Source organism: Microbacterium sp. GXF0217 (assembly GCF_054798195.1).
Map to the genome: position 1 here is coordinate 302,776 of NZ_JBSJZG010000003.1, position 18,664 is coordinate 321,439.

Consider the following 18,664-nt stretch of genomic DNA (forward strand, 5'->3'; position numbering starts at 1 on the left):
GGACGCGGGTGGACCGCGAGGGAAGCCGTGCGACCGAACCGCCGATGCACGTCAGCCGAACAGGTCGGGCAGCGACACCGGTGTGCCGGCATCGGCCAGGGCCGTGCGGGCCGCGTGCCAGCCGGCCATTCCGTTCACGCCGGGGCCGGGGGGAGTGGAGGCCGAGGCCAGGTACACCCCGGGCATCGGCGTCCGCCATGGCACCATCGACAGCGTGGGGCGCCGGAATGCCTGGGCGAGCGTGAACGCGCCGCCGAGGATATCGCCGCCGATCTCGGCCGGGTTGATCGCCTCCCGCGCGGATGCCGGAACCGCATGGTGCGCGAGGATGCGGTCGCGGAAGCCGGGCGCGAAGCGCTCGACCTGGCGGGTGATGAGCTCGGTGGCATCCAGCTGCGAGCCCTGCGGCACGTGGATGTACGCCCACAGCACAGCCTTGCCCTCGGGGGCACGGGTGTCGTCGAGCACGGATGGCTGCACGGCGAGCACGTACGGGCGCTCGCTGACCTGGCCGTTGGCGACCGCGTTTTCGCTGGCCCAGACCTCGGCGCGGGTGCCGCCGAGGTGCACGGTCGAAGACTTCGCGACGTCGGCGTTCGCCCACGGCACCGGCCCGTCGAGTGCGAAGTCGACCTTGGCCGCGGCCGGCCCGTACCGGTACGCGTCGATCGCGCGCGCGTAGCGCGACGGGACGTCCGGATGCGTCAGCAACAGTCGCGGCGATGTGTTCAGCAGCAGCACATCGCCGCGCGTCGGGTCGCCCCAGTCGAGAGCCTCGAGATCGGTGACGTGGACGTCCGTCTCGATCGTCCCGCCGTGGGTCCTGATGTCCTCGGCCAGGACGTCGGCGATGCGCTGCGCGCCACCTCGGGGGTACATCCAGCCGCCCGCATGGGCGTGAGCGGCGAGCATGAGACCCGCCGCCGACCCGGCGAGCGAGGGGAGCGGGGTGTTCGCGTGCGCGAGGACTCCGGAGAGCAGCGCGGCCGCCTCCTCAGTGCGGAAGGCGCGCGCGGCGAGCGGCGTGCCCTGTTCCAGCATCCGCAGGGCGAAGCGCGCTGAGGTGATCGGGTCGTGCGGAACCCGCATCATCTGGTTGCCGGTGAAGTCGATGACGCCGGCGATGTGCGAGCTGAGCGGACGCAGCCTGCTCAGCCAGGCGCGCTCGTCGGCGCCGAGCCCGGCAGCCGTGCGTTCGATGTCGCGCCAGGCGATTCCGGCGCGGCCGTCATCCAGCGGGTGCGCGTACGAGATCGCGGGTCGGATCCACTCGATGCGCTCGCCGAGACCGAAGGCGTGGAAGAACGGCGTGGTCGGCGCCACGGGATGCACGGCAGAGCACACGTCGTGCTGGAACCCCGCGATCGTCGACGGCAGCGTCCTCACGCCGCCGCCGATCGTGGCTGCCGCTTCGAGGACGCGCACCTCGTAGCCGGCACGTGCCATCGCCACGGCCGCAGCCAGCCCATTCGGACCGCTGCCGATGATCGTCGCGCGCACCATGGGGCCAGTCTTGCACGCCCGAGAACGGTCCGTGCGGACGCGGAGTCCGTGAGATCCTTGACGTAATGAACGAAGTACAGGGGCCGACCCCCGCAGGCACCTCCCGTCCGTACCGCAACCTTCCCGAGGCGTTGCGTGCGCACCGGATCGACCCGATCAATCACGCATTCATCACGTCGATCGCGGATGCCGTCGGCATCTCGTCCTTCATCGACCGCGGCCGCTACATCGAGGCCGTCCGCGTCGGCGAAGGGGCACCGCTGCACATCGGCAAGACCTACACGAACGGCTTCGAGTCCTGGGAGCAGATCGTCGTGGGCTCCACGACGCTCCGGCTGCAGCCGAGCGAGGGACGCGCGCCGTACTTCTTCGTCACGCATCCGAGCGCGTACGCCGAGACGACGCCGCTGAAGGCCTCCACCAAGCGCACGCCCGGTTCCCGCACCGCGGCGGCGCCGCGGTCGGCTGCGGCAGCGAAGCCCGTCCGTGCGACGAAGCTCGAAGAGCGCGACTACGGCGTGTGCGATGTCTGCTTCATGGTCAAGGGCCCGTCCGGCGCCTGCGGCTGCAACGGCTGACGCCCTTCGCGACACTTCCTCTGCGAGGTGAGACGGCCCCCACCAGGGCCTGTCTCACCTCGCAGAGTACGTTTCAGGATGCTCAGGCGAACGCCGAGTGACCCGTGATGTCGCGGCCCAGCAGCAGCGCCTGCACGCTCTCGGTGCCCTCGTAGGTGTGGATCGCCTCGATGTCGGCCATGTGCTGGATGACGCCGTACTCGAGCAGAATGCCATTGCCCCCGAGCAGATCGCGCGCCGTCGATGCGATGCGCCGGGCAGCGCGGGTGTTGTGGAACTTCGCGAGCGACGCCTGCGTGGGGCGCAGTTCGCCCGCCGTCTCGAGATCGGCGAGGCGGCGGCAGTACAGCTGCATCGCGGTGACGTCCTCGAGCATGTGGGTCAGACGCTCCTGCACCATCTGGAACTTCGCCAGCGGCTTGCCGAACTGCTCGCGCTGCAGCGCGTAGGACAGCGCCGCCTCGTAGCAGGCGGTCGCATGGCCGAGCGCGGACCACGCGACGCCGGATCGGGTCGCGTAGAGCACGGTCGACGCATCCTTGAAGCTGTGCGTGCCTGGGAGGACGGCATCCAGCGGAACGCGCACGTCGTCGAGCACGATGTGCGCCTGGTGGATGCCGCGCAGCGACCCCTTGCCCGTGATCACAGTGCCGACGTATCCGGGCGTCGACTGCTCGACCAGGAAGCACCGCACGGCGCCGTGCTCCGCGGCATCCGCGTCGTCGACCCTGGCCCAGACGAAGGTGATGCCGCCGGACGCGCCGTTGCCGATCCACTTCTTGGTTCCCCGGATGACCCAGACGTCGCCGTCCCGGCGGGCGACCGTTTCGAGCGACACCGAATCGGAGCCGTGGTCCGGCTCTGTGAGGGCGAACGATCCGAGCACGGATCCGTCGGCCAGTGCCGTCAGCCACCGCTCCTGCTGCTCATCGCTGCCGAAGAGGGCGACCGTGCGCAAGGCGAGCCCGCCCTGAACGGCGAGCACCGTGCCGAGCGATCCGTCGCCGCGGGAGATCTCCATGTTGACCAGCCCCGCCGCCAGCGGCGAGAACCGGGTGAGCTTCGGATGGTCGATGCCGTCGACGACGAGATCCATCTCGCCCATCCGCCGGGTGACGTCGAGCGGGTACTCGCCGCGATCCCAGGCCTCGGCCATGCGGGGGCCGACCTCGTCCACGTACGCCTTCGCGCGATCCCATGCGGCGCGGTCGGCGGCGGGGATGTCGGCGAACACCGCGTAGTAGTCACTGTCGCGGCGACTGGTCGTGTCGTAGCCGGGGACGCGCTCGCCGGGGAAGGAGGTGGCTTCATCGCTCATGCGCGCCACTCTACCCGCTGACGGCACTCGGTTTCACGCCAGAGGGCACCGAGTCTCAGCTCAGCTCGGCCCCCAGGCGACGGGTGATCTCGGCGACGGGCATCGAACGGGGGAAGACGGCGACGACGACGTCATCGGAGGCGGATTCGACGGCATCCGCCCCGACGCCGTACCGGCGGCGCACATCGACCAGCGCGGCCTGCAGGGTCGACACCGGCACCTTCTTGGTCTCGCGCAGCAGCCGGCGCAGCACGTGGTTGTGGACCGCCGTCACCAGGGCGGCGAAGCCCACGGCATCCAACGGGTCGACTCCGGGCAGAGCGGAGCGCAGATATTCGTCGAACAGCCGCTCGTAGCGGAACACCGTGATGATCTCGCGCTCGCGCAGCGCGGGCACCTGCCGGACGATCTGGTAGCGCTGACGGGCCATCTCCGGATCGTGCGCGAAGTGCGAATACACTCGCTCGGATGCTTCGCACACCGCGGCCCACGGGTCGTCGTGACCCTCGGCGAGGAATCCGCGCAACTCGGTCAGCAGCACCTCATGATCGGCGAAGACGACGTCCTCCTTGCCGCCGAACTGGCGGAAGAACGTCGAGCGGCTGACGCCGGCAGCCCTGGCGATCTGCTCGACGGAGGTCTGGTCGTAGCCCTGCGCCTGGAACAGTTCGAGCGCGGCGGCGACGACGACGGAGCGCGGTTCTGCGGATTCGTGCATAGCGAGAAGCCTAGACCGGCGCGAAAGGCTGATGACAGACGGTAGTAGGCTGTTTTCTCGGGTCGATTCATCTATCGGCAACCGACATTCTTGTCGCGTCCCACCCGCCGCAACCAGCGAAGGACTGCACGTGGATCTCTACGAGTACCAGGCACGAGACCTTTTCGAGAAGTACGGGGTGCCGGTTCTCGCCGGCATCGTCGCGGACACTCCTGAGGAGGTGAAAGCGGCAGCCGAGAAGATCGGCGGTGTGGTCGTCGTCAAGGCTCAGGTCAAGACCGGTGGTCGCGGCAAGGCCGGCGGCGTGAAGGTCGCCAAGACTCCCGACGAGGCGTACGAGGCGGCCAAGGCCATCCTCGGTCTGGACATCAAGGGCCACGTCGTCAAGCGCGTCATGGTCGCGCAGGGAGCGGCGATCGCCGAGGAGTTCTACTTCTCGGTGCTGCTGGACCGCGCCAACCGGTCCTACCTGTCGCTGTGCTCCGTCGAAGGAGGCATGGAGATCGAGCAGCTCGCGGTCGAGAAGCCCGAAGCGCTCGCCCGCGTCGAGGTGAACCCGCTGACCGGCATCGACAAGGACAAGGCCGTCGAGATCGCCCGCGCCGCGAAGTTCCCCGAGGACCTCGTCGAGAAGGTCGCCGACGTCTTCGTGAAGCTGTTCGAGGTCTACAAGGGCGAGGATGCCACGCTGGTCGAGGTGAACCCGCTGGTGCGCACCGAGTCGGGCGACATCATCGCGCTGGACGGCAAGGTCACGCTGGACGAGAACGCGTCCGAGATCCGCCACCCCGAGCACGAAGAGCTCGAGGACAAGGATGCCGCTGACCCGCTCGAGGCGAAGGCAAAGAAGAGCGGCCTCAACTACGTCAAGCTCGACGGCGAGGTCGGAATCATCGGCAACGGTGCAGGTCTGGTCATGTCGACGCTCGACGTCGTCGCCTACGCGGGCGAGAACCACGCCGGCGTGAAGCCCGCCAACTTCCTCGACATCGGTGGCGGGGCATCGGCTGAGGTCATGGCCGCGGGCCTCGATGTCATCCTCGGCGACCCGCAGGTCAAGAGCGTGTTCGTCAACGTCTTCGGCGGCATCACCGCCTGCGACGCCGTCGCGAACGGCATCAAGGGTGCGCTCGAGACGCTCGGATCCGCTGCGACGAAGCCGCTCGTGGTCCGCCTCGACGGCAACAAGGTCGAAGAAGGCCGTGCCATCCTCGCCGAGTACGCCCACCCGCTCGTGACGCTCGCCGCCACGATGGACGAGGGCGCCGACAAGGCCGCCGAGCTGGCCAACGCCTGAGAGAGAAGGACCAGAGAAATGTCGATCTACCTCAACAAGGACTCCAAGGTCATCGTCCAGGGCATCACCGGCGGTGAGGGCACCAAGCACACAGCTCTCATGCTCAAGGCCGGCACCCAGGTCGTCGGCGGCGTGAACGCCCGCAAGGCCGGCACCACGGTGTCGCACACCGACAAGGACGGCAACGCCGTCGAGCTGCCCGTCTTCGCCTCGGTCGCCGAGGCGATGGCGGAGACCGGCGCCGACGTGTCGATCGCGTTCGTCCCCGGCGCCTTCACGAAGAGCGCGATGATCGAGGCCATCGATGCCGAGATCCCGCTGCTCGTCGTGATCACCGAAGGCGTTCCGGTCGGCGACTCGGCCGAGGCCTGGGCATACGCGCAGTCCAAGGGCAACACGACCCGCATCATCGGACCGAACTGCCCCGGCATCATCACCCCCGGTGAGGCGCTCGTCGGCATCACACCGGCGAACATCACGGGCAAGGGCCCGATCGGTCTCGTGTCGAAGTCGGGCACGCTGACGTACCAGATGATGTTCGAGCTGCGCGACCTCGGCTTCTCGACCGCCATCGGCATCGGCGGCGACCCGGTCATCGGAACGACGCACATCGACGCGCTCGCCGCGTTCGAGGCCGACCCCGAGACCAAGGCGATCGTCATGATCGGCGAGATCGGCGGAGACGCCGAGGAGCGCGCCGCGGACTACATCAAGGCGCACGTGACCAAGCCGGTCGTCGGCTACGTCGCGGGCTTCACCGCCCCCGAGGGCAAGACGATGGGCCACGCAGGCGCGATCGTCTCCGGCTCGGCCGGAACCGCACAGGCCAAGAAGGAAGCCCTCGAGGCTGCCGGCGTGAAGGTCGGCAAGACGCCGTCCGAGACGGCCGACCTGATGCGCGCCATCGTCGAGGCGCTCTGACGCGGTAGACTGTACGACGAAGGCCCTGGGCTCCACCCCGGGGCCTTCGTCATGTCCGGGGCAGTTGTCTTTCCCGAGAACAGAAGAACCGCCTGGGATCAGGACGAATCGGTGCGATTCGTCCTGATCCCAGGCGGTCTTGCGGATTCCGGCGCGCTGGTGACGATCAGGCGACGCCGAACGCGGCCTCGATCGGACCGCGGGCGAAGAACAGCACGAAGCCGATGCCGACGACCCACAGCAGCGGGTGGATCGTCTTCGCGCGGCCGGACAACGCGTTCACGACGATCCAGCTGACGAAGCCCGCGCCGATGCCGTTGGCGATCGAGTACGTCATGGGCATGACGGTGATGGTCAGGAACACCGGCAGCAGCACCCGGAAGTCGCTGAAGTCGATGTGCTTGATCTGGGAGAGCATCATGGCGCCCACGAGCACCAGGGCTGCGCCGGCGATCGCTCCGGGGACCAGCGCGGTGAGCGGGGTGAAGAACATCGCGAGCAGGAACATCGCGCCGGTGATGACGGTGGCGAAGCCGGTGCGTGCGCCCTCGCCGATGCCGGCACCGGACTCGACGAACACGGTCGCGGACGACGATGACGTGCCACCGCCGACGATCGCTCCGACGCCCTCGACGACCAGCGCCGACTTGATGCGCGGGAAGTCGCCCTTCTCATCGGCGAGGTCGGCCTCCTTGGCGAGACCCGTCATGGTTCCCATGGCGTCGAAGAAGTTCGAGAACACGAGCGTGAACACGAACATGACCAGGGCGACGAAGCTGACCTTGCCGAGATCGAAGCCGAAGTCGACGGCGCCGATGAGGCTGAGATCGGGCAGACCGACGATGCCGCCGGAGAAGTCGAAGCCGAGGCCCTCGACCTTCCAGATGAGGTTGATGAGCGCACCGATCACGGTGCCGCCGACGAGGGCGATGAGGATCGCGCCCTTGATGCGCAGGGCGATGAGGACGCCGCCCAGCAGCAGAGTGATCACGAACAGCAGCGTCGGGACGCTCGCCACAGATCCGCCGATGCCCAGATCGACCGGCGGGGACGCGTTGCCCGTCGCGGTGACGAATCCGGCGTTGACGAAGCCGATGAAGGCGATGAACAGGCCGATGCCGACCGTGATGGCGAGCTTGAGCTGCACGGGGACTGCGTCGAAGATCATCTTGCGCAGGCCGGTGGCGGCGAGCAGGACGATCACGATGCCGTTGATCATCACGAGCGCCATCGCCTCGGCCCAGGTCACGGACCCGACGACGGTGAACGCCACGAACGCGTTGATGCCGAGACCGGCCGCGAACGCGAACGGGAGGCGCGTGATGACACCGAACAGCACCGTCATGACACCGGCGGTTAGCGCGGTCGCGGCTGCCACGGCCGGGCCGGGGAGCACGTCGCCGGCGATATCGGGCGTCGACAGGATGATCGGGTTGAGGATCACGATGTAGGCCATCGTCACGAAGGTGACGAGACCCCCTCTGACCTCGGTGCCGATCGTCGATCCGCGCTGGGTGATCTCGAAGAACCTGTCGAGGGCGTTCTTCGGCTCCGCGGGCTGTGTCTGAGCGGGAGCAGGGGCTGTTGTCATCGGGGGACCTCCGCAGAAACGCTATCGTGTCGCGGGCGTCGCGCGCGCCCCCGGTGGACTGTCGGCAACTCGTCGTAGTCTCGTTGAGTCATGCAACGCCTCCTCGTCGCGCTCCTCGCCGCCGTCGATGCCGCCATCGCGGCCGCCGTGGGGCTGGTCGTGCTGCTCGCACCGCTGACGCTGCTGTGGACGTTCGCCTTCGGCGCCGGCGCCGACTGGGGGGCGCTCTGGCCGGCGACCGGCATCCTCTGGCAGTTCGGGCACGCTGTGCCGCTGCAGGTCGCCCTGTCGGACGAGATGCTCGTCGCGGTCGGGATCGGATCGGATGCCGCGGCCTTCGCGCTCTCCGTCGCGCCGATGGCGTTCCTGCTGTTCACGCACTTCGCCGCCGCCCGATCCGGTCGAAGGGCCGCTCGATCCGGCGCGTGGGGGATCGGCGTGCTTTCCGGCACCGCGGCGTTCACCGCCATCGCGGCCGTCGTCGCCCTCACCTCGCACGTCGCCGGAGTCAGCACGTCGCCGGTGCTCGGCATCCTGCTGCCCGCCGCGTTCTACCTGGCCGGTGCCCTGGGCGGAGCCGTGGTCGAGGCGTGGCGCGAGGGCGATGAGGGAATCGTCGATCGCGTCCATGACGCGGTCGACGGATGGGGCGACAACGGGCCCGTCGTGGCGGAGGCGATCAGAGGCACCGCGATCGTCACCGTGATCCTCACCGGCGTCGGAGCGCTGTCGCTCGCACTGTCGGTCCTGCTGCGCGGCAGCGAGGTCGTGACGCTGTTCGAAGCGGCCAGGGTCGATGCGCTGGGTGCGACCGTCATCACGCTCGGCCACCTCGTCTATCTGCCTACGGCCGTCGTCTGGGCGGTGTCCTGGCTCGCCGGCCCCGGCTTCGCGGTCGGCGTCGGCACAGCGGTGTCGCCGGCGAGCACGCAGCTCGGCGTCGTGCCAGGTATCCCGATCTTCGGGCTGATCCCCGAGGCCAGCTCGGTCTGGATGCTGATCGTCATCCTGATTCCCGTCGCCGCCGGGGCTGTGGCCGGCTGGATGGTGCGCTCGCGCCTGGTCTGGGAGCAGTCGGCGACCGGATGGATGCCGCGGGCCGCGATCGCATCCGGCATGGCGCTGCTGTCCGCCGGCGTCGCAGCACTCGCCGCGCTGGTGGCCTCGGGGTCGATGGGGCCCGGCCGGTTGGCCGAGGTAGGGCCCCACCCCGGCTGGGTCGCCCTTGCCATCGGCGTTGAGGTGCTCATCGGCGCCGGCATCCTGCTGCTGTCGCCGCGCAACCGGGACGAGCTGGCCGAGGAGCGCACCGATCGCTGGACCGCCAGGATGGGGATCTCGCCGTTCGCGGTCGACGAGCCGGTCACAGCACCGCGCTCCGCAGCATCCCCGACGGCGGATGCCTCGCCGGATGCCTCGCCGGACGACGAGACCGCCCCCATCGAGGAGTCGGAGTTCTTCCGCGGGCACCGCGGCGACTCGGGCACGCCCGGCCGCCGGTAGACTGACCGGGTGCTCACGGTCGCCGTCCTCATCTCAGGCGCGGGCTCCAATCTTCGGGCCCTCCTCGAAGCCGCCCGCCACCCCGATTTCCCCGCCCGCGTCGTCGTCGTCGGCGCCGATCGCGACGCGGAAGGTCTCGCGCACGCCGAGGAGTTCGGGATCCCGAGCTTCGCCGTGCCGTTCCGCTCGTTCGCTTCGCGCGACGAATGGGGCGAAGAGCTCGGACGTCAGCTCGAGGTCTGGTCGCCGGATCTCATCGTGCTTTCCGGACTCATGCGGCTGCTGCCGGCATCCCTGGTGGCGCGCTACGCGCCGCACATCATCAACACCCACCCGGCGTACCTGCCGGAGTTCCCCGGCGCGCACGGCGTCCGCGATGCCCTCGCCGCCGGTGTCACCGAGACCGGAGCGAGCGTCATCGTCGTCGATGACGGCGTCGACTCCGGCCCGATCCTGGCGCAGGAGCGCATCAGGGTCCACCCCGGCGACACCGAGCACGCCCTGCACGAACGCATCAAGCCCGTCGAACGGCGCCTCCTGATCGAGGTCGTCCGAGGCATCGCGACGGGCGAGATCGATCTGACCACCGCATCCTGACACCTGACGCCCCCGACGCACGAAGGAGCCTTCCATGGCCGGCCCCCGCCACGATCCCTCTCTCTACCGTGACCGCGACGTCGTCCCGATCCGGCGCGCGCTGGTATCGGTGAGCGACAAGACCGACCTGCTCGTGCTCGCCGAGGCGCTCGCCGGCGCCGGCGTCGAGATCGTCTCGACCGGTTCCACCGCGGCGACCATCCGCGACGCCGGATTCGACGTCACCGACGTCGCCTCGGTGACCGGAGTCGACGAGATGCTCGACGGTCGCGTCAAGACCCTGCACCCCAGCATCCACGGCGGTCTGCTGGCCGACCTGCGTCTGGCCGACCACGAGCAGCAGCTCGCCGACCTGTCGATCGCGCCGTTCGAGCTCGTCGTCGCCAACCTGTATCCATTCGTCGAGACGGTCGCCTCGGGCGCTATGGGCGACGAGGTCGTCGAGCAGATCGACATCGGCGGACCTGCCATGGTGCGCGCGTCGGCGAAGAACCACGCCAACGTCGCGATCGTCGTCTCGCCCGAGTCGTACCCGGCGATCATCGAGGCCGTCGCCGAGGGCGGCACCACGTTCTCGCAGCGCCGTGAACTGGCCGCCCGTGCCTTCGCGCACACGGCCGCCTACGACACCGCGGTCGCCGCGTGGTTCGCCGAGGGCACGCTCTCGGACGGCGGCGAGCTGCCCGCTCACCTCACCATCAAGGCCGAGCGCCTGGCCACCCTGCGCTACGGCGAGAACTCGCACCAGCGCGGCGCGATCTACTCGCGCGTCGGCGGACACGGCATCGCCCAGGCGGTGCAGCTGCAGGGCAAGGAGATGTCCTACAACAACTACGTCGACGCGGATGCCGCGCTGCGCGCCGCGTTCGACATGGTGCTGCCGGCCGTGGCGATCGTCAAGCACGCGAACCCCTGCGGTATCGCGACGACGGCGCCCAACGCGCTCGACCCGATCGCGAGCGCTCACCTCCGCGCGCACGAGTGCGACCCGGTTTCGGCCTACGGCGGGGTGATCGCGACCAACGGCACCGTGACGCTGAAGATGGCGGAGAACCTCAAGGACATCTTCACCGAGGTCATCGTCGCCCCGGCGTTCGAGCCGGCGGCGCTCGAGGTCTTCAAGGCGAAGAAGAACCTGCGTCTGCTGCAGCTGCCTGCCGACTGGCGTCAGGAGCAGATGGATGTCCGTCTCGTCTCCGGCGGCCTGCTCCTTCAGGATGCCGACAGGTTCCCCGACGACATCGAATCCGTCGCGAAGAACTGGGAGCTCGTCTCCGGCGAGCGTCCGGCCGAGGAGGAGATGGAGAACCTCATCTTCGCCTGGAAGGCGTGCCGCGCTGTGAAGTCGAACGCCATCGTCCTGGCCAAGGGCAACGCGACGGTCGGCATCGGCATGGGCCAGGTCAACCGCGTCGACTCGTGCCGTCTCGCGGTCGAGCGCGCCGGTGACCGTGCAGCCGGTTCGGTCGCGGCATCCGACGCCTTCTTCCCGTTCGCGGACGGCCCCCAGGTGCTCCTGGATGCCGGGATCACCACCATCGTTCAGCCCGGCGGATCGGTGCGCGACGACGAGGTCATCGCCGCGGCGAAGGCCGCAGGTGTCACGATGTTCTTCACGGGAGAGCGTCACTTCTTCCACTGATCCGTTCACGCGGTCAGCGACACCCCCGGCGATGATTCGCCGGGGGTGTCGGCGTTCGGGGTCCAACTGCGATGTCCGATTTCCGCGCGCACGCGGCATCCGGACATGTCAGAGTTGAGGCATGAGCATCCCCGCGATGACCTTCGACGAGCGGTACCGCGCGATTGATGCGCGCGACGTCCGGTTCGACGGTCAGTTCGTCACTGCGGTGCGCTCGACGCGGATCTACTGCCGTCCGAGTTGTCCTGCGCGCACGCCCAAGCCCGAGAACGTCTCGTTCTTCCCTACCAGCGCGGCAGCCCACGAGGCCGGCTATCGGGCCTGCAAGCGGTGCCTCCCCGAGGCCGCACCCGGCTCGCCGGAATGGAATCTGCGCGGCGACGTCGCCGCGCGTGCCATGCGGCTGATCGCCGACGGCGTGGTGGAGCGCGAGGGTGTGCCAGGGCTGGCCGCGCGGCTGGGCTACTCGAGCCGCCATCTCACGCGGCTGCTCGCCGCCGAGCTCGGCGCCGGCCCGCTCGCTCTCGCCAGGGCGCACCGGGCGCACACGGCGCGGATGCTGCTCGTCGGCACCGATCTGCCCATCTCGGACGTCGTGCTGTCGGCCGGTTTCGCGAGCATCCGCCAGGCGGGGGACACGATCCGTGAAGTGTTCGGCATGACGCCGACCGAGCTGCGCGCCAGGCGCCACCGCACCGATGTCCACGCACCGGGCGAGATCGATCTGCTGCTGCCGCATCGCGGGCCGCTCGACGCCGCGGGGATCTTCGCATGGATGTCCGCGCGGGCGCTGCCTGGGATCGAGCACGCGACGTCGACCTCCTTCGCGCGCCACCTGCGGATGCCTGGAGGGCCGGCCTGGTTCGAGATCCGCGAGCAGGACGGCTGGCTGCGCCTGCGGGCGCGCGTGACCAGGCTGGGCGACCTCACCCCGCTGGTCGCGACCGCGCGACGGCTGTTCGACCTCGATGCCGATCCGGTGGCGGTGGATGCCGCGTTGTCGGCGCATCCCGAGCTCGCGGGTGGTGTGGCTCGCACCCCTGGCATCCGCGTCCCCGGGGCGGCCGACCCGCACGAGATGCTCATCCGCGCCATGGTCGGCCAGCAGATCACGGTCGTCGCGGCGCGGACCGCGCTCACGGCGCTCGCCGACGCCCTGGGGGAGCCTTCGACAGACTCAGCGGGCGGTGACAACGGCTTGCTGTTCCCCACCATGACGGCGATTGCCGAACGCGGCGCCGAGGTGCTGCGGGGGCCCGCGGCGCGCATCCGCGCGATCACGCAGGCGGCGGCATCCCTCGCAGACGGCAGCCTGCGCCTGACCGTCGGAGACGACGCCGCAGAGCAGCGGGCGGCGCTCATCGCGATGCCGGGCATCGGACCGTGGACCGCTGACTACGTCGGCATGCGCGTGCTCGGCGCCCCCGACATCTTCCTGCCGGGCGACGTCGCCGTCCGTGCGGGCGCCGCAGCCCTCGGCATCCCCGCCGACCCGGCCGGCCTCACCGCTTGGGCGGTGCGCACCGCGCCGTGGCGCAGCTATCTCACCGCGCATCTGTGGCGTGCGGCGCCCGTGCGCCAGACCCGAACCCGTCCGATCCGAACCGAGGAGACCTCATGACCGCGATCATCCAGACCATCGAGACCACCGACGGGCCCTTCACGATCCTGGCCGACGAACAGCAGCGCGTGCTGGCATCGGGCTGGACGACGGAACCAGCGGAGATCATCGCGCGTCTCGCCGCTCGGAATCGGCCGGCCGAAGTGCGGGAAGGACAGACGGATGCCGCGGACGCCGCGCTGGCCTATTACCGCGGCGACACGACGGCGATCGACGACGTCCCCGTCGCTCAGTTCGGCACGGAGATGCAGCTGCGCGGCTGGGCTGCGCTGCGGCGCATCGATGTCGGCGCGCCGCTCACGTACACCGGCTTCGCCGCGGCACTCGGGCAGCCCAGTGCTGTGCGCGCCGCGGCATCCATCTGCGCCCGCAACGCACCGGCGCTGTTCGTCCCCTGCCATCGCGTGCTGCGCACCGACGGGTCGCTGGGCGGCTTCGCCTGGGGTCTCGACGTTAAGGAGTCGCTGCTGGCGCGCGAGGCCGCTGCCTGACTGACACGATTCACTCGTCTCCGCGAAAGTGTTGCACTCAGCCGGTTCACAGGCATAGGCTGGAGGGCTGTCGCGCCGACCGGGCGGCACCACTGAACCCGAGGAGGACATCATGATCTCGATCGCCGTCGCACAGGTCTTCGCTCCGGGTATCCGTGCCGTGACCTTCCGCGGGTAGTTCCGCACCCGCTTCCGCTTCTCCGTCGCCGCGGTGATCACCGTCGGCGCTCTTCTTCGTCACCTCTTCTCGCCTCGTCACTTCTGAGAGTCATGTCTGCCACGCCTGCTACGCGCACCCCTCCTTCGTCCGCCTCTCTCTCCACTCCCGCCGCCCTCTGGCGCCTGAAGCCGTTCGTCCGCCCCATCGTCTGGCGTCTCGTCGGCGGTGCCGGCAGCGCGCTCGCCGCCGCGATCCTGGCACTGATGGTGCCGATCGTGCTCGAACAGGTCGTGCGCGGTCTCGACACCGGTACCGATGCCGTCAGCATGGGCCTGATCGTCGGCGGCGCCGCCGTGGTGCTGCTGCTCGGATTCGGCGAAGCCGCCATGGTGTGGCTGCGCCGCTGGTTCGTGCTCACCCCCGCCACCGAGGTCGAGTTCCGCATGCGCAGCGAGATCTACGCGCGCCTGCAGACGCTGCCGGTCGCGTTCCACGATCGCTGGCAGTCCGGCCAGTTGCTCAGCCGCATGATGCAGGACATCGGCCTCATCCGCCGCTGGCTCGCCTTCGGTCTCATCCTGCTCATCGTGAACGTCCTGACGATCATCATCGGCTCCGTGCTGCTGTTCCAGTGGCACTGGATGCTGGGCGTCATCTTCCTCATCACCGGCATCCCGATGTGGATCCAGGGGTTCCTGTTCGAGAAGCGCTACGGCGCGCTCGCTCGCCAGAGCCAGGACCAGGCCGGCGACCTCGCCACCAGCGTCGAGGAGAGCGTGCACGGCATCCGCGTGCTGAAGGCCTTCGGCCGCGGCCAGCACGCGCTGCGCCGCTTCAGCTCGCAGGCCGAGACGCTCAGGGAGACCGAGCTGAACAAGGCCCGTGCGGTCGGCAAGATCTGGTTCTGGCTCGACCTCATGCCGCAGATCGCCTTCGGCCTCAGCCTGATCACCGGCATCTGGCTGGTCTGGCAGGGCGGGATCGACCTGCCCCAGCTGTTCGCGTTCTTCGCGATGGCGACCGTGCTGCGGTGGCCGATCGAGTCGATCGGATTCCTCTTCTCCTTCATGCTGGATGCCAGGACAGCGACGGATCGCGTGTTCGACATCTTCAACGAGACGAACACGATCACGGATCCCGAGAAGCCGGTGCACATCGCGGAGCCCCGCGGTGAGCTCGCCTTCGAGAACGCGCACTTCCGATACCAGGATGCCGGGGACTCCGAGCGTGACCTGCTGGACGGGATCGATCTCGTGCTGCGGCCGGGCGAGACGATGGCGCTCGTCGGCCTCACCGGTTCGGGCAAGACGACGCTCACCACGCTCCCCGCGCGCCTGTACGACGTGACCGGAGGTCGCGTGACGCTCGACGGCGTCGACGTCAGGGACCTCACTCTGGCCGAGCTGCGCACGCACATCGCGATGGCCTTCGAGGACGCCACCCTGTTCTCGGCCACCGTCCGCGAGAACGTGCTGCTGGGGCGCGCCGATCTCGACCCGCACAGCGAGGAGGGCGAGCGCGTAATGCGCGAGGCGCTCGATGTCGCGCAGGCCGCGTTCGTCGACACGCTGCCCGAGGGCACCGAGACCGTCATCGGCGAGGAGGGCCTCAGCCTCTCCGGAGGTCAGCGTCAGCGCCTGGCGCTGGCACGCGCTGTCGCCGCTGCGCCGAAGGTGCTCGTGCTGGACGACCCGCTGTCGGCGCTCGACGTCGACACCGAGGCGCTCGTCGAGGAGGCGCTGCGACACGTGCTCGCCGAGACCACGGCGCTCATCGTCGCGCACCGTCCGTCGACGGTCGCGCTCGCGGACCGCGTCGCGCTGCTGGAATCCGGCAGGGTCACCGCGGTCGGCACGCACTCCGACCTGTTGAAGACGAGTGCGCACTACCGGCACGTGATCTCGAGCCTCGAGGCCGAGGAAGCCGCCAGGACAGGGGCGATCCCGGTCATCACGGAAGACATGCTCGCGGCGGAGGCACCCGTCACGGAAGCCGCGGCCACCGCGGACGAGGAGGTGCAGGCATGACTCTCACCGGAACCCAGGACGAGGACCGCTCCAACTACACCCGCGAAGAGAGCCGCGCGATCCGTCAGCGTTCGCTGCGTCTGCTCGGCTCGCTCATCGCGCCGTTGCGCGGTCGGATCACGCTCGCCGCGATCGTGCTCGTCATCTCGACGGCGCTGCAGGTGTCCGGCCCGATCCTCATCGGCATCGGTCTGGACAACGCCCTGCCGATGCTGCTGAACCAGGCCGATTGGATGCCGGCGATCATGGTGACCGGCGCCTACCTGCTCGCGGGTGCCACGGCGGCCGCGCTCATCGGGTGGTACGTGGTCATCGCGGCAAGGATCACCCAGGCCGTGCTGCTGGATCTGCGCAAGCGCATCTTCCTGCACACTCAGCGGCTGAGCCTCGAGTTCCATGAGTCGTACACGTCAGGGCGCATCATCTCGCGTCAGACGAGCGACCTGGACTCGATCCGCGAGCTGCTCGACGGGGGCCTCAACAACCTCGTCTCTGGCGTGCTGTTCGGTGCGTTCACGTTCATCGCGCTCATGATCTGGGACTGGCAGTCGGGTCTCATCCTGCTGCTCGCCGGCATCCCGCTGGCGTTCCTGATGCGCTGGTTCTACTCGCGCTCGCAGCGGGTGTACCGCGAATCGCGCGTCATCAGCGCGCGCGTGATCGTGCAGTTCGTCGAGACGATGACCGGCATCCGCGCCGTGAAGTCGTTCCGCAAGGAGCCGCGCAACGACGAGACGTTCCGCAGGCTCGCCGGCGACTACCGCGACGTCAACCGGCGCTCGATGGTGCTGTTCGGCACGTTCGAGCCCGGCCTCATGGCGGTCGCCGCCCTCACCACCGCGTTCGTGGTGCTGTGGGGCGGGTACCGGGTGTCGATCGATGTGCTCGGCGTCGGCGTGCTGCTGAGTGCCGTCCTGTACGTGCGCAACTTCTTCGCGCCGATGCAGGAGATCGCGATGTTCCTGAACTCCTACCAGTCGGCGACGGCTGCGCTGGAGAAGGTCTCCGGCGTCCTCGAAGAGGTGCCCACCGTTCCGGACCCTGCGAAGCCCGTCGACCTGTGGGAGTCGCGCGGTCACGTCTCGTTCGACGAGGTCACCTTCGGGTACAACGGCGAGAAGACGATCCTGCCGAACTTCTCGCTCGACATCCCCGCCGGGCAGACGATCGCGCTCGTCGGCACCACCGGTGCGGGCAAGTCGACGCTGGCGAAGCTGATCTCGCGCTTCTACGATCCGTCCCGGGGGCGCGTGACGCTGGACGATGTGGATCTGCGCTCGCTGCATCCGAAGGACCTGCGTCGCGCCATCGTCATGGTGACCCAGGAGGCGTACCTGTTCAGCGGAACGGTCGCGGACAACATCGCGCTCGGCAAGCCGGATGCGACGCTGGACGAGATCCGTGCCGCCGCGAAGGCGGTCGGAGCCGATGCCTTCATCGAGTCGCTGCCCGACGGGTACAGCACCGACGTCAACAAGCGCGGTGGTCGCGTGTCCGCCGGTCAGCGTCAGCTGATCTCGTTCGCGCGGGCGTTCCTCGCCGACCCGGCCGTGCTCATCCTCGATGAGGCGACCGCGTCGCTGGACATCCCGTCGGAGCGGCTCATCCAGGACGCTCTGCAGACGCTCCTCGCCGACCGCACGGCGATCATCATCGCGCACCGGCTGTCGACCGTCGCAATCGCCGACCGGGTGCTCGTGATGGAGCACGGCAGGATCATCGAGGACGACACCCCGGCCGCGCTGATCGGCGGCACGGGCAAGTTCGCCCAGCTGCACGCGGCCTGGCAGGAGACGCTGGTCTGATGCCGACCGGGGCGGATGCTTCGGCATCCGCCCCGGTTAGCATGAAGGGCATGGATCCCCTGCTGCTGGCCGAGTTCTGGTGGGCGGTGCCTGCGGCTGCCGGCACTGCGGGGATCGGGGCGTGGGGAGTGCATCGGATGAACGCCGAACGACGGATCGCCTACGACGCGGCGAGGATCGAACTGCGGGCCGCGGTCGCCGCGGCGACCGCGGCGCAGAACGCGGCACGCGTCGCCAGAGCCGACCTCTCGCGGACGTCCGCGGATCGTGCCGCATCGCGGGCGAGCCTGGAGGACGTCAATCGCGCCCGGCGGCATCTGCAGACGGCGCAGCGCGATGCGAAGGCGGCAGCGGCTGCCGTCAAGGCGCTGCGCGTGCGCGCGGAAGCCGCGCGCACGGAGATCCCGGCGCGATCGGAGCCGACACCGCTGGAGCGCCTGCGCGCTCAGCACGACACCGTGCTCGTGCGGTGGATGCAGTACGAGACGGATCCGGCACGACTCATCGCGTATCCGAGCATGAGCGACGCGCATGTGCCCGCCACCGCGGCGTTCCTCTCCGCGCTCGAGCACGCGCAGCAGAGCCGCCCGGCGCCGGGGAAGGTGGCCCCGGCCGAGTTCACCGTCTACCGGCTCTCGGTCGTGCGGCTGGAGCGCGCGTTCGACGAGGCCGAGCAGGCCGCGCACGTCGCCGCGGGGGAGCGCGCGGCACCGGGACCGGGGTGGCAGGATGCCGCTCAGCAGGTGATCACGCTCTCGGCCGACGTGCTCGATCGAGCGGCGGCCGCCGCGGCATCCGCCATCGCCGCCTGGCGCGAGCGTCCTGGCTCAGGGACGGGCGGGAACGCGCGCTGAAGGTCCTCCGCACGGAGACGCGCGGAGGAGGAGGCGAC

At 69.4% G+C, this 18,664-nt stretch carries 15 protein-coding genes; 11 read left to right on the forward strand and 4 right to left on the reverse strand.

All coding sequences use genetic code 11. The features are described 5' to 3' along the window. Positions 1-51 precede the first annotated feature (51 nt). Positions 52-1,503 carry a phytoene desaturase family protein gene (locus tag ACWAT3_RS07640; RefSeq protein ID WP_460797218.1) on the reverse strand — a complete coding sequence of 484 codons (1,452 nt, stop codon included), beginning with the start codon at positions 1,501-1,503 and terminating at the stop codon, positions 52-54. Between the two features lie 65 nt (positions 1,504-1,568). Here ACWAT3_RS07640 and ACWAT3_RS07645 point away from each other — a divergent pair, with 65 nt between their 5' ends. Then, positions 1,569-2,081 carry a hypothetical protein gene (locus tag ACWAT3_RS07645; protein ID WP_460797220.1) on the forward strand — a complete coding sequence of 171 codons (513 nt, stop codon included), beginning with the start codon at positions 1,569-1,571 and terminating at the stop codon, positions 2,079-2,081. Positions 2,082-2,163: 82 nt separating this feature from the next. Here ACWAT3_RS07645 and ACWAT3_RS07650 read toward each other — a convergent pair whose 3' ends face one another. Both ACWAT3_RS07650 and ACWAT3_RS07655 read right to left on the reverse strand, forming a co-directional pair. Then, positions 2,164-3,399 (reverse strand): acyl-CoA dehydrogenase family protein, encoded by a 1,236-nt coding sequence (locus ACWAT3_RS07650; RefSeq protein ID WP_460797222.1) that lies wholly within the window; start codon positions 3,397-3,399, stop codon positions 2,164-2,166. 55 nt (positions 3,400-3,454) lie between these two features. Continuing rightward, entirely contained in the window at positions 3,455-4,117 is a 663-nt protein-coding gene (locus ACWAT3_RS07655; RefSeq protein ID WP_460797224.1) for a TetR/AcrR family transcriptional regulator, read from the reverse strand. Between the two features lie 130 nt (positions 4,118-4,247). Here ACWAT3_RS07655 and sucC point away from each other — a divergent pair, with 130 nt between their 5' ends. Together sucC and sucD are read left to right on the forward strand one after the other, a co-directional pair. Next, positions 4,248-5,414: an ADP-forming succinate--CoA ligase subunit beta gene (sucC, locus tag ACWAT3_RS07660; RefSeq protein WP_460797226.1), complete on the forward strand. Its 1,167-nt coding sequence runs from the start codon at positions 4,248-4,250 to the stop codon at positions 5,412-5,414. Between the two features lie 18 nt (positions 5,415-5,432). Beyond that, positions 5,433-6,335, forward strand: a complete 903-nt coding sequence (gene sucD / locus ACWAT3_RS07665; protein ID WP_460797228.1) for a succinate--CoA ligase subunit alpha — start codon at positions 5,433-5,435, stop codon at positions 6,333-6,335. 166 nt (positions 6,336-6,501) lie between these two features. Here sucD and ACWAT3_RS07670 read toward each other — a convergent pair whose 3' ends face one another. Further along, complete coding sequence (locus tag ACWAT3_RS07670; protein ID WP_460797229.1) at positions 6,502-7,926, reverse strand: NCS2 family permease; 1,425 nt, start codon at positions 7,924-7,926, stop codon at positions 6,502-6,504. Between the two features lie 90 nt (positions 7,927-8,016). On the opposite strand from ACWAT3_RS07670, the gene ACWAT3_RS07675 reads away from it, so the two are divergent. The 8 genes from ACWAT3_RS07675 to ACWAT3_RS07710 all read left to right on the forward strand — a co-directional run bounded on the left by ACWAT3_RS07675 (position 8,017) and on the right by ACWAT3_RS07710 (position 18,626). Continuing rightward, the gene (locus ACWAT3_RS07675; protein ID WP_460797231.1) at positions 8,017-9,429 is read left to right on the forward strand and encodes a cell division protein PerM; all 1,413 of its coding nucleotides are present in this window, start codon (positions 8,017-8,019) and stop codon (positions 9,427-9,429) included. A gap of 9 nt (positions 9,430-9,438) precedes the next feature. Next, positions 9,439-10,026: a phosphoribosylglycinamide formyltransferase gene (gene purN, locus ACWAT3_RS07680; RefSeq protein WP_460797233.1), complete on the forward strand. Its 588-nt coding sequence runs from the start codon at positions 9,439-9,441 to the stop codon at positions 10,024-10,026. Positions 10,027-10,060: 34 nt separating this feature from the next. Beyond that, positions 10,061-11,668: a bifunctional phosphoribosylaminoimidazolecarboxamide formyltransferase/IMP cyclohydrolase gene (gene purH / locus ACWAT3_RS07685; RefSeq protein WP_460797235.1), complete on the forward strand. Its 1,608-nt coding sequence runs from the start codon at positions 10,061-10,063 to the stop codon at positions 11,666-11,668. A 121-nt stretch (positions 11,669-11,789) separates the two neighbouring features. Next, the gene (locus tag ACWAT3_RS07690; RefSeq protein WP_460797237.1) at positions 11,790-13,289 is read left to right on the forward strand and encodes a DNA-3-methyladenine glycosylase 2 family protein; all 1,500 of its coding nucleotides are present in this window, start codon (positions 11,790-11,792) and stop codon (positions 13,287-13,289) included. Further along, positions 13,286-13,780, forward strand: a complete 495-nt coding sequence (locus tag ACWAT3_RS07695) for a methylated-DNA--[protein]-cysteine S-methyltransferase (protein ID WP_460797239.1) — start codon at positions 13,286-13,288, stop codon at positions 13,778-13,780. The genes ACWAT3_RS07690 and ACWAT3_RS07695 overlap by 4 nt, the downstream gene beginning before the upstream one ends. A gap of 270 nt (positions 13,781-14,050) precedes the next feature. Further along, entirely contained in the window at positions 14,051-15,967 is a 1,917-nt protein-coding gene (locus tag ACWAT3_RS07700) for an ABC transporter ATP-binding protein (RefSeq protein ID WP_460797240.1), read from the forward strand. Further along, positions 15,964-17,772, forward strand: coding sequence for an ABC transporter ATP-binding protein (locus ACWAT3_RS07705; protein ID WP_460797242.1), 1,809 nt, complete (start codon positions 15,964-15,966; stop codon positions 17,770-17,772). The genes ACWAT3_RS07700 and ACWAT3_RS07705 overlap by 4 nt, the downstream gene beginning before the upstream one ends. A 50-nt stretch (positions 17,773-17,822) precedes the next feature. Beyond that, positions 17,823-18,626 (forward strand): hypothetical protein, encoded by an 804-nt coding sequence (locus ACWAT3_RS07710; protein ID WP_460797244.1) that lies wholly within the window; start codon positions 17,823-17,825, stop codon positions 18,624-18,626. Positions 18,627-18,664 lie beyond the last annotated feature (38 nt).